At 75.8% G+C, this 12,703-nt stretch carries 3 protein-coding genes; all 3 read left to right on the top strand.

The features are described 5' to 3' along the window. The coding region (locus A8711_RS00005) for an acyl carrier protein (RefSeq protein WP_218062391.1) at positions 1-665 on the top strand (665 nt) is incomplete at its 5' end. 242 nt (positions 666-907) lie between these two features. After that, positions 908-1,756, top strand: a complete 849-nt coding sequence (locus A8711_RS00010) for a metallophosphoesterase (protein WP_043331321.1) — start codon at positions 908-910, stop codon at positions 1,754-1,756. 364 nt (positions 1,757-2,120) lie between these two features. Further along, positions 2,121-12,703, top strand: a 10,583-nt coding sequence (locus A8711_RS00015) for an SDR family NAD(P)-dependent oxidoreductase (RefSeq protein WP_369830095.1), incomplete at its 3' end; no start/stop codon positions are given.

A 12,703-nucleotide genomic window follows, 5' to 3' on the forward strand; every position in this document is an offset into this window, starting at 1 on the left:
GGCAGGTGGTGGTGGCGGATGTGCGGTGGGATCGGTTTGTGCCGTCGTTCACGGCGTTGCGTCCGTCCCGGTTGTTCACCGACATCCCCGAAGCAGCACAGCCCGCACCGGCCGAGGAGGCGCCGAAGGGCGAGGACCGCGGCGCGGCGTCGGCGCTGCGCGAGCGGCTCGCCGCCGCCTCCGGGCCGGAGCGCGACCGCATCCTGCTCGACCTGGTCCGCGGCACCGCCGCGGCGGTGCTGGGACACGCCACGCCGAGCGGGATCAGGCCCGCCCGCGGCTTCCTCGAACTGGGCTTCGACTCGCTCACCGCAGTCGAGCTGCGCAACCGGCTGACCGCCGCAACGGGCATCGGACTGCCCGCCACCCTCGTCTTCGACCATCCCACCCCGAACGCGCTCGCCGGTCACCTGCGGGCCGAGTTGGCGCCCGAGCAGCCGGCGTTGCCGATCGTGGCCGAGATCGAACGCCTCGACAAGCTCCTCGGCGGGCTGCCGGGCGACCAGGTCGACGACGCGGTCGTCGGTCGGCTGGAGGACCTGCTGACCCGGTGGCGGGGCCGACCCGCCGCCACCGCATCGGCGCCGGCCGCCGCAGAGGAGTTGGAGTCGGCCAGCCGGGACGAGCTCTTCGACATCATCCAGCGGGAGTTCGGCAAGTCCTGAGCGGACACTGCCCGACCCGGGCGGGACGGGCCGGGGAAAGGGGCACCCGATGGCGCCGGACGCCTGGCCGGCGCCGTCGGGCAGGCGCGCCCTTAGGGGTCCACGAAGCCTGTCTAGGGGTGTGCCGGTGTGGATCCGGCTCCGTAGGGTCGGAGCACGCCAGGCCGTCTCGCCCTGCCCACCGGCAGCCGAGCGGTACGGATGTGGGTGCGTGCGGTACCCCGGATGGACGGGAGGTCCGCATGGCCGGATCCGGCTTGCCTCAACTGCTCGCCATCAGCGACCTGCACGTGGTGCACGCGGAGAACAAGGCCATCGTCGAGCGGCTGCGGCCGGAGCGCGACGGCGACTGGCTCGTCGTCGCCGGCGACGTCGGGGAGTTCGTCGGCGACATCGAGTGGGCGCTGGGACTCCTCAGCCGCCGCTTCGCCAAGGTCATCTGGGCCCCCGGCAACCACGAGCTGTGGACTCCCCGCGAGGACCCGATCCAGCTGCGGGGGGACGCGCGCTACCAGCACCTGGTGGAGCTGTGCCGGGGGCTCGGGGTGGTGACTCCGGAGGACCCGTACCCCGTCTGGGACCCGCAGGGCGACGACCCGGTCCTGATCGCGCCGCTGTTCCTGCTCTACGACTACACCTTCCGGCCCCCGGGGACGTACACGAAGGAGCAGGCCCTGGCACGGGCCCACGAGGTCGGCGTGGTCTGCACCGACGAGATCCTGCTGCACCCGGACCCGTACCCGACGCGGGACGCCTGGTGCCGGGCGCGGCTGGCCCTGACGGAGCGCCGGCTCACCGCCGAGCGCGGCGGGCTGCCCACCGTCCTGGTCAACCACTTCCCGCTCGTACGCGAGCCCACCCGGATCCTGCGGTACCCGGAGTTCGCCCAGTGGTGCGGCACCGAGACCACTGCCGACTGGCACGTCCGCTTCGACGCCCGCGTCGCCGTCTACGGTCACCTGCACATCCCGCGCACCACCTGGTACGACGGGGTCCGGTTCGAAGAGGTCTCGGTCGGCTACCCGCGGGAGTGGCGCCGCCGGTCGACGCCCCCCGGCCGGCTGCGCCGCATCCTGCCGTCGGCCGCCTGAATGGCCCTCGTGGCGCTGGTCACCGCCGCTCCCGGAGCCTGCCGGGACGCCGCCCGCGGGCCGGTCGATCAGGGGTTCTCTAGGGGTTGGGCGGGTGTTGGGCGCTCAGTACCGTCCAGTCACGGTGGCGGGCGTGTGTCGGCGGGACTGTCCGGCGTGGCGGGCGCCTGAGCAGGCACGACGACCGGAATCAGGAACAGGTGTGGGTTTCGTGAGCCGAACGGCCGCGTCTGCACCCACCTGTGCACGAAGCCGGCCCGCCGGCGGTGGTGTGGTCAACGAATCGGCAGATTCCGATCGATAGCAAGCTCTGGGCGGGTGGGTCATGGCGGACGAAGACAAGCTCCTCGAACACCTGAAGTGGGTGACCTCCGAGCTCCGCCTGGCGCGTCGGCGCCTGACCGAGCTGGAGGACGAGGACGCCGAGCCGATCGCGATCGTCGGCATGGCCTGCCGTTTCCCCGGTGGCGTCGCCTCACCTGAAGACCTCTGGGACGTCGTCGCCGGCGGGGTGGACGCCACCGGCGCGTTCCCCGACGACCGGGGCTGGGACCTCGACCGGCTCTACGACCCCGACCCCGACCACCCCGGCACCACGTACAGCAACCGGGGTGGCTTCCTGCGCGACGCGGGTCTGTTCGACCCGACCCTGTTCGGGATCTCGCCGCGCGAGGCGCTGGCCATGGACCCGCAGCAGCGCCTCCTGCTCGAGGTGACCTGGGAGGTCTTCGAGCGGGCCGGCATCGACGCCGCGTCGGTGCGGGGCAGCCGTACCGGGGTGTTCGTCGGCACCGCGGGGCAGGACTACACGTCCGTGCTGCGGCAACTGCCCGAGGGCACGGAGGGCTACGTCCTCACCGGCACCGCCGCGAGCGTCATGTCCGGCCGGCTGGCGTACTCCTTCGGGCTGGAGGGGCCGGCCGTCACCATCGACACCGCCTGCTCCTCGTCGCTGGTCGCCCTGCACCTCGCCGGTCAGGCCCTGCGCGACGGTGAGTGCTCCCTCGCCGTGGCCGGCGGCGTCACAGTGCTGGCCACGCCGGGCGCCTTCGTCGAGTTCTCCCGCCAGCGGGGGCTCGCCTCCGACGGGCGGTGCAAGGCGTTCTCCGCCGACGCCGACGGGACCGGCTGGTCCGAGGGCGTCGCCATGTTGCTCGTCGAGAAGCTCTCCGACGCCCGGCGCAACGGGCACCCCGTCCTGGCGGTGATCCGGGGCAGCGCCGTCAACCAGGACGGCGCCAGCAGCGGGCTGACCGCCCCCAACGGCCCCGCGCAGCAGCGGGTGATCCGGCAGGCGCTGGAGAACGCCCGGCTCAGTCCGTCCGACGTGGACGCCGTCGAGGCGCACGGCACGGGCACCCGGCTCGGCGACCCGATCGAGGCGCAGGCGCTGCTGGCCACGTACGGGCAGGGCCGCCCCGCCGACCGCCCGCTGTGGCTGGGCTCGCTGAAGTCGAACATCGGCCACCCGCAGGCCGCGGCCGGCGCCGGCGGCGTCATCAAGATGGTGATGGCGATGCGGCACGGCGTGCTGCCGCCCACCCTGCACGTGGACCGGCCCTCACCGCACGTCGACTGGTCGACCGGCGCCGTGGCCCTGCTCGACGAGGCGCGCCCGTGGGCCGGCGGCGAGCACGTCCGCAGGGCGGGCGTGTCGTCCTTCGGCATGAGCGGCACGAACGCCCACCTGATCCTGGAGCAGTCGCCGACCCCCGACCCGGCCGGCGACCGCGCCACCCCGTCCCGCCGTCCCGCCGTCGTGCCCATGCTGCTCTCCGCCGCGCAGCCGGCCGCGCTCGCCGCGCAGGCGGACCGGCTGGCCCGTTGGCTCAGCGACGACGAGAAGCCGCGCCCGCTCGATGTCGCCTGGTCGTCGGTGGTGTCCCGCTCGACGCTCGACCGGCGTGCGGTGGTGCTCGCCGGGGACCGTGCGGGCCTGCTGACGGGCCTGGAGTCCCTGGCGGCGGGCGCGCCGTCGGGCACCGTGGTCACGGGCCAGGCCGGGGACCGCGGTCCGCTGGCGGTGCTCTTCTCCGGCCAGGGCGCGCAGCGCACCGGCATGGGCCGCGAGCTGTACGCCGAGTTCCCCGTCTTCGCCGCCGCCCTCGACGAGGCGTGCGGGCATCTCGACCGGGTGCTGCCGCGCCCGCTCAAGGAGGTGCTGTTCGCGCCGGAGGGCTCCGCCGAGGCGGAGCTGCTGGACCAGACCGCGTTCACCCAGGCCGGGCTCTTCGCCGTCGAGGTGGCGCTGTTCCGCCTCGTGGAGTCGTTCGGCGTGGTGCCGGACTTCGTGGGCGGGCACTCGATCGGTGAGATCGCCGCCGCGCACGTGGCCGGGGTGCTGTCCCTCCAGGACGCCTGCCTGCTGGTGGCGGCGCGGGGCCGGCTCATGCAGTCGCTGCCCGACGGCGGCGGCATGCTCGCCGTGGCCGCCGACGAGGCGGCCGTGACGGAGTCGATCGCCGGGCTGACCGACCGGGTCGGCGTCGCGGCCGTCAACGGCCCGACCTCCGTCGTGGTCTCCGGCGCCGTCGACGCCCTCGACGAGGTGGACCGCGTCTGGCGCGACCGGGGTGTGCGAACCCGCCGGTTGGCCGTCAGTCACGCGTTCCACAGCCCGCTGATGGAGCCGGTGCTGGAGCGCTTCCGCGGCATCGTCGAGCGGCTGGACCTCGCCGCCCCCACGCTGCCGATCGTGTCGAACCTGACCGGTGCGCTCGCCGACGCCGACGAGATCCGCACCGCCGACTACTGGGTACGGCACGTCCGCGAGGCGGTCCGCTACGCCGACGGGCTCGCCGCGCTGCGCGCCGCCGGGGTCGACACCTTCCTGGAGGTCGGCCCGCAGAGCGTACTGACCGCGATGACGCCCGACGTGCTGCCCGACGACGACGTGCTCGCCGTCGCAGCCCAGCGCCGGGACCGGCCCGAGGCGCAGGCGCTGCTGCACGCCCTCGCCGAGCTGCACGTGCACGGGTTGCCGGTGTCCTGGCGGGAGTGGTTCGCCGACACCGGCGCCGCCCGGGTCGACCTGCCCACGTACGCCTTCCAGCGGGAGCGGTTCTGGCCCGAGGTGCTGCCGTGGCGGGTCGGCGACGTGTCGGGCGCCGGCCTCGGCGTCGCGGGGCACCCGCTGCTCGGCGCGGCGGTGCGGCTCGCCGGCGACGACGAGGTGGTGCTGACCGGCCGGCTGTCGACGTCGACGCACCCGTGGCTGGCCGACCACGTGGTCGGCGGCAACGTGGTGGTGCCGGGCACCGCCCTGGTGGAGCTGGCGGTCCGCGCCGGCGACGAGGTGGGCGCGTCGCGGGTACGGGAGCTGACCGTGGCGGCGCCGCTGGTGCTGCCCGACTCCGGGGCGGTACGCGTGCAGGTGCGCGTCGGCGCTGCCGACGACGCCGCCGTGCGGACGGTGTCCGTGTACTCCCAGCCCGAGGAGGACGACGACACCGACTGGGTGCGGCACGCCGACGGCCTGCTCGAACCGGTGTCGGCCGACGAGCCGGGGCTCGGCGAGTGGCCGCCGGCGGGCGCGACCGAGGTGGACCTGACCGGCTGGTATCCGGCGCTGGCCGAGCACGGCCTGTCGTACGGGCCGGTGTTCCAGGGCGTACGGCGGGCCTGGACGGCCGACGGTGGGGCGTACGCCGAGGTGACGCTGCCGGACGGGGCGGCCGGCGAGGCGAGCGCGTTCGGGGTGCACCCGGCGCTGCTGGACGCCGCGCTGCACCCGGTGGCGCTGCTGCTCGAGGCCGAGGCCACGGGCGGGCCGCGCGTGCCGTTCGCGTTCGAGGGCGTGCAGGTGCACGCCTCGGGCGCCCGGACGCTGCGGGTGCGGCTGACCCGGGACGGCTCCGGGGTGCGGCTGGTCGCCTGCGACGGCTCGGGCGCGCCGGTGGTCTCGGTGGACTCGCTGGTGCTGCGGGAGATGACCGCGACGGCGACCCGGGGCGCTGCCGCCCGGTCGCTGTACGAGGTGACCTGGCAGGCCGAGCAGATCGAGAGCGTCGACGACCTTCCGGGGTGGGCGGTGCTGGGCCGGCCGGCACCGGACGCGCTGCCGGAGGTGCCGGTCTTCGCGGACGTGGCGACCCTGGCGGCGGACGGGGCCACGGCCCGGCAGGTGCTGCTGACGGTGCCCGCCGGCGATCCCGGCGTCCCCGTGCCGGAGGCCGTGCGGGCGGCCACCAGCGGTGTGCTGGACGTGCTGCGGTCCTGGCTCGCCGCCGAGCCGCTGGCCGACACGAAGCTCGTGGTGGTGACCCGGGGCGCGGTGGCCAGCGGGGACGACGACCAGGTCACCGACCTCGCCGCCGCCGCCGTCTGGGGCCTGCTGCGCTCGGCGCAGTCGGAGCACCCGGGGCGGATCGTCGTCGCCGACGTCGAGGGCGAACTGACCCCCGCGACCCTCGCCGTGCTGGCCGGGGCCGCCGTCGACCCGTCGGTCTCCGGCGGCCAGCTCGCGGTGCGCGGCGAGCGCACCCTCGTGCCGAGGCTGGCGCGGCCGGTGGGCGACGAACTGACCCCGCCGCCCGGCCCGTGGCACCTCGCCCCCGTCACCGGCGGCACCCTGGACGGGATCGCGCCGGTGCCGGCCACGCCCGCGGAGCTGGGCGAGGGCCAGGTGCGCATCGCCGTGCGCGCGGCCGGCGTGAACTTCCGCGACGTGCTGATCGGCCTGGGCATGTACCCGGATCCGGCGGCCGTGATGGGCAGCGAGGGCGCGGGCGTCGTGGTCCAGGTCGGCCCCGGCGTGACCGACCTGGCGCCCGGCGACCGGGTGATGGGCATGTTCGAACTCGGGTTCAGCCCGCAGGCCGTCGCCCATCGCCGGCGCATCGCCAAGATTCCCGCCGGCTGGTCCTTCACCCAGGCGGCGTCCGTCCCCCTGGTCTTCCTGACGGCGTACTACGCGCTGCGGGACCTCGCCGGGCTGCGGTCCGGCGAGTCGGTGCTGATCCACAACGGCGCCGGTGGCGTCGGSATGGCCGCCATCCAGCTCGCCCACCACCTCGGCGCCACCGTCCACGCGACGGCGAGCCCCGGCAAGTGGGGTGTGCTGCGGGGCCTGGGGGTGGCCGGGGAGCGGATCGCGTCGTCGCGGACCACCGAGTTCGAGCAGGTCTTCGGCGCGGCCACCGGCGGTGCCGGGGTGGACGTGGTGCTCGACGCGTTGGCCGGTGAGTTCGTGGACGCGTCGCTGCGGCTGCTGCCGCGCGGTGGCCGGTTCGTGGAGATGGGCAAGGCCGACGTACGCGACCCGGAGGCGGTCGCCGCCGACCACCCGGGCGTGGCGTACCGCGCGTTCGACCTGAACGAGGCGGGCAGCACCCGCATCGGCGAGATGCTCACCGAGATCCTCGACCTCTTCGCGCGGGGCGCGCTGCGTCCGCTGCCCGTACGGGTGTGGGACGTGCGTCAGGCCCGGCAGGCGCTGCGGCACGTCAGCCAGGCCCGCCACGTCGGCAAGGTGGTGCTGCGCATCCCCGCGCCCGCCGACCCCGACGGCACCGTGCTGCTCACCGGCGCGGCCGGAACCCTGGCCGGCGTACTCGCGCGGCACCTCGTCGCCACCGGGCAGGCCCGCCGCCTGCTGCTGGCCTCCCGCCGCGCACCCGGCCGGGACGACGCGTACGCCACCCTGGTCCGGGAACTGACCGACGCGGGCGCCGACGTCACCGCCGTGGCCGTCGACGTCAGCGACCCCGCGCAGGTCACCGAGCTGGTCGCCGGGATCGACCCGGCGTACCCGCTGACCGCGGTGGTGCACACCGCCGGGGTGATCGCCGACGCGACCATCGGTTCGCTGGACGAGTCCGCCCTGCGTRCGGTGCTGGCGCCGAAGGTGGACGCCGGGTGGGCGTTGCACGAGGCCACGCGGCACCTGGACCTGTCGGCGTTCGTGCTGTTCTCGTCGGTGGCGGCCACTCTCGGTTCGCCGGGGCAGGGCAACTACGCGGCGGCGAACGCGTTCCTCGACGCCCTCGCGCAGCACCGCCGGCAGCAGGGGCTGCCCGCCACCAGCCTCGCCTGGGGCATGTGGGCCACCGACAGCACGATGACCGCCCACCTCGACGGCGACGACCAGCAGCGGCTGCGGCGCGTCGGGATGAGCCGGCTCTCCCCGGCCGAGGGCGTCGAACTCTTCGACGCCGCCCTGCCGGCGGCCCGGCCGGTGCTCGTCGCGGCCCGCCTCCACGTCACCGGCGAGGCGAGCGGCGTACCGCCGCTGATGCGGCACCTGCTGCGCGGCGGCGGCCGGCGCCGCACCGCCACCGATCGGCCGAGTGCCGGGGCGTCGTGGCGGGAGCGGCTCGACGGCCTGTCCGAGGCGGACGCCCGGCAGGCGCTCGTCGACCTGGTCTGCGGCCAGGCCGCCATGGTGCTGGGGCACGCCTCGGCACAGGCGGTCCCCGCCGCCCGCGCCTTCAAGGACCTGGGCTTCGACTCGCTGACCTCGGTGGAACTGCGCAACCGCCTCGGTGCGGCCACCGGGCTGCGGCTGACCGCCACGCTGGCCTTCGACCATCCCACCCCGGCCCGGCTGGCCGAGCACCTGTTCGCGCAGCTCGGCCCGGCCACGGGAGCCGGCGCCACCGTCCGTACGGTCGTCACCGCCGACGCCGACGAGCCGATCGCCATCATCGGCATGGCCTGCCGCTACCCCGGCGGCGTCGCCACCCCCGAGCAGCTGTGGCAGCTCGTCACCTCCGGGGCCGACGCCATCGGCGAGTTCCCGGCGGACCGCGGCTGGGACCTCGACCGGCTGTACGGCACGGACGGCGACCAGGCCGGCGGCACCGTCACCCACCAGGGCGGTTTCCTCTACGACGCGGCCGACTTCGACGCCGGCTTCTTCAACATCAGCCCCCGTGAGGCCCTCGCCATGGACCCGCAGCAGCGGCTGCTGCTGGAGACCGCGTGGGAGAGCTTCGAGTACGCCCGCATCGACCCCGCCACCCTCAGCGGCACCGCCACCGGCGTCTTCGTCGGCGCCGCCTCATCCGGCTACGCCACCAGCGGACGCGACGACCTGGACGGCCTCGAGGGGCACCTGCTGACCGGCACGGCGGGCAGCGTCGCCTCCGGGCGGGTCGCCTACATGTTCGGCCTCGAAGGCCCGGCGGTCACCGTCGACACCGCCTGCTCCTCGTCGCTGGTGGCGCTGCACCTCGCCGCCCAGGCGCTGCGCGGCGGCGAGTGCGACATGGCCCTGGCCGGCGGGGTGGCGCTGATGGCGCAGCCCGGCATGTTCTCCGAGTTCTCCCGGCAGGGCGGCCTCGCCCCGGACGGGCGGTGCAAGGCGTTCGCCGCCGGCGCGGACGGCACCGGCTGGTCCGAGGGCGTCGGCATGCTGCTCGTGGAGCGCCTCTCCGACGCCCGGCGCAACGGGCACCGGGTGCTCGCCGTGCTGCGCGGCTCCGCCGTGAACCAGGACGGCGCGTCCAACGGGCTGACCGCGCCGAACGGCCCGTCGCAGCAGCGGGTCATCCGCCAGGCCCTGGAGAACGCGCGGCTCGCCCCGGCCGACGTGGACGCGGTCGAGGCGCACGGCACCGGCACCGTCCTCGGCGACCCGATCGAGGCGCAGGCGGTGCTGGCCACCTACGGCCAGGACCGTGCCGCCGGCGAGCCGCTCTGGCTCGGCTCGATCAAGTCGAACATCGGCCACTCCCAGGCAGCGGCCGGGGTGGCCGGCGTGATCAAGATGGTGCTGGCGATGCGGCACGGCGTGCTGCCGCCGACCCTGCACGTGGACGAGCCCTCGCCCCACGTCGACTGGAGTGCCGGAGCCGTCGCACTGCTCACCGAGGCCCGGCCGTGGCCCGCCGTCGACCGGCCGCGCCGGGCCGCCGTGTCGTCGTTCGGCATCAGCGGCACCAACGCGCACACCGTCATCGAGCAGGCACCCGGCGAGCCGGCCCCGACGCCCGTGCCGGCGGGGCACGTTCCCGGCCTGGTCGGGCCCGCCGCCGTACCCCTGCCGGTCTCCGGCAGAAGCCCCCGCGCGCTCCGGGCACAGGCTGCCCGCCTCGGCGAACGGCTCGCCGGCGACGCCGACCTCGACCCGCGGGACCTCGGCTTCTCCCTGGCCACCCAGCGGGCGCACCACCCGTACCGCGCGGTCGTCGTGGCCACCGGCCGGGACGACGCGCTCGCCCGGCTGGCCGCCCTCGCCGACGGCGACACCTCCCCGGCGGGCGCGGACGCCGCGTCGAAGGTCGTCTTCGTCTTCCCCGGCCAGGGCTCCCAGTGGACTTCGATGGCGCTGGACCTGATGGAGACCTCGCCGGTCTTCCGGCAGCGGATGGACGAGTGCGCCGAGGAGTTGTCCCGGCTGGTCGACTGGAACCTGGGGGACGTGCTGCGGCAGGCGCCCGGCGCGCCGCCCCTGGACCGGGTGGACGTGGTCCAGCCCGCGCTCTTCTCCGTCATGGTGTCCCTCGCGCATCTCTGGCGCGCGTGCGGCGTCGAACCGGCCGCCGTCATCGGGCATTCGCAGGGGGAACTCGCCGCGGCCTGCGTCGCCGGCGCGTTGACCCTCGCCGAAGCCGCACGGCTCGTCGTGGCGCGCAGCCACGGCCTGCTGTCGATCGCTGGTCGCGGCGGCATGGTCTCCGTGCCGCTCCCGGCCGCCGACACCGAGCGGCTCATCGCGCCGTGGCGGGGCAGCCTCTCCGTCGCCGCCCTCAACGGCGCCGCCGTGACAGTGGTCGCCGGCGACTCGGCGTCGGTCGCCGAACTGCTCGCGCACTGTGCCGAGCGCGACGTCCGCGCCCGGCAGATCGCCGTCGACTTCGCGGCGCACAGCGGCCACGTCGACCCGATCCGCGACGAGGTGATCGCCCGATTCGGCACCGTGGACCCCCGCTCCAGCACCGTGCCCTTCCACTCCACAGTCACCGGCGAGCCGATCGACACCGCCGGGCTCGACGCCGACTACTGGTACCGCAACCTGCGGGAGCCGGTCCGGCTCGCGCCGGTCGTGGACCAGCTGATCGAGCGGGGCTTCCGGACGTTCGTCGAGGTCAGCCCGCACCCCGTACTCAAGATCGCCGTGCAGGACGCGCTCGACCGGAAGGCCGACGGCGGCGTGGTGGTGGGCTCGCTGCGCCGCGACGGGCACGGGCCGCGTCAGCTACTGGCCAACCTCGGCGAGCTGCACGTCGCCGGCGTGCCCGTCGACTGGTCGCGCGTCTTCGCCGGCTCCGGCGCCACCCCTGTCGACCTGCCCACGTACGCCTTCCAGCGGGACCGGTTCTGGCCGGTGCTCGACCGCTCCGCCACCGGCGACGTGTCGGGCGCGGGGCTGGGCGCGGCCGGGCACGGGCTGCTCGGCGCGGCGGTGCGCCTCGCCGGCGACGACGAGGTCGTGCTGACCGGCCGGCTGTCGGCGTCCACGCACCCGTGGCTCGCCGACCACGTGGTCGGCGGCGCCGTGGTGCTGCCGGGCACGGCCCTCGTCGAGCTCGCGGTGCGCGCCGGCGACGAGGTCGGCGCCTCCCGGGTGCGGGAACTGACCGTCGCCGCGCCGCTGGTGCTGCCGAACCCGGGCGCGATCCGCGTGCAGGTGCGCGTCGGCGCGGCCGACGGCTCCGGAACCCGGAGCGTGGCGGTGCACTCGCAGCCCGACGGCGACCCTGAGGACCCCTGGACGCGGCACGCCGACGGTCTGCTGGAGCAGGCCACCGACGAGCCGGCGCTGGGCTCCTGGCCGCCGGCCGGAGGCACCGAGGTGGACCTCGCCGGCTGGTACCCGGCGCTCGCGGAGCGCGGCCTGGCCTACGGACCGGCGTTCCGGGGCCTGCGGCGGCTGTGGACCGCCGGCGACGAGGCGTACGTCGAGGTGACCCTGCCGGACGAGGCGGCCGGCGACGCCGGCGGCTTCGCCGTGCACCCGGCGCTGCTGGACGCCGCCCTGCACCCCGTCGGGCTGCTGCTGGCCGAGCGCTCCGGCGGACCGCGCGTGCCGTTCGCGTTCGAGGGCGTGCAGGTGCACGCCTCCGGCGCCCGGACGCTGCGGGTTCGGCTGACCCGTGTGGGCTCGCGCGTGCGGCTGGTGGCCGGGGACGAGTCCGGCGTGCCCGTGGTGTCGGTCGAGTCGCTCGCCCTGCGGGAGATGACCGACGCCACCGGTGCGGAGGCCGCGGAGCGGTCGATGTTCGAGGTGACGTGGCAGACCGAGACGGTCACCCCGGCGCGGGACGTCTCCGGCTGGATGCTGCTCGGCGACGGACCCGCCCCGGCGGACCTCGTCACGCCAGTGTTCCCGACCGTCGGCGAGCTGACCGCGGCGGTCTCGGCCGGTACGGTCGAGGCGCCCCGCGCGCTCGTGGTCCCCGTGCCCGCCGGCACCCCGGACGGCGACCTGCCCGACGAAGTCCGTACGGCCACCGCCCGCGTCCTGGCAGTGCTGCACTCCTGGCTGGACAGTGAGGCGCTGGCCGACACCACGCTCGTCGTGCTGACCCGGGCGGCGGTGGCCGCCACCCCGGCGGACGCGGTGCGGGACCTGCCCGGCGCGGCGGTCTGGGGTCTGCTGCGCTCGGCGCAGTCCGAGCACCCGGGGCGGATCGTCCTCGCCGACGTCGACGGGGACCTCACCCCGGCCACCCTCGCCGTGCTCGCCGCCGTCGCCGAGAACCCCTCGCCGACCGGCGGCCAGGTGGCCGTACGCGGCAACGAGGTGCGCACGCCCCGCCTGGGCCGGCCCGCCGGCCAGGCCGCCGACGAACTCGTCCCGCCGGACGGACTGTGGCGGGTCGGGGCGGTCAGCCCCGGCACCCTCGACGGCGTCGGCATGGTGCCCGCCGCCTCCGCCGCCCTGGACACGGGCCAGGTGCGCATCGCGGTGCGCGCGGCCGGCGTGAACTTCCGCGACGTGCTGATCGGCCTGGGCATGTACCCGGATCCGGCGGCCGTGATGGGCAGCGAGGGCGCGGGCGT

Origin of the sequence: Micromonospora sp. II (assembly GCF_001709195.1) — a bacterium.
Taxonomy (GTDB): domain Bacteria; phylum Actinomycetota; class Actinomycetes; order Mycobacteriales; family Micromonosporaceae; genus Micromonospora; species Micromonospora chalcea.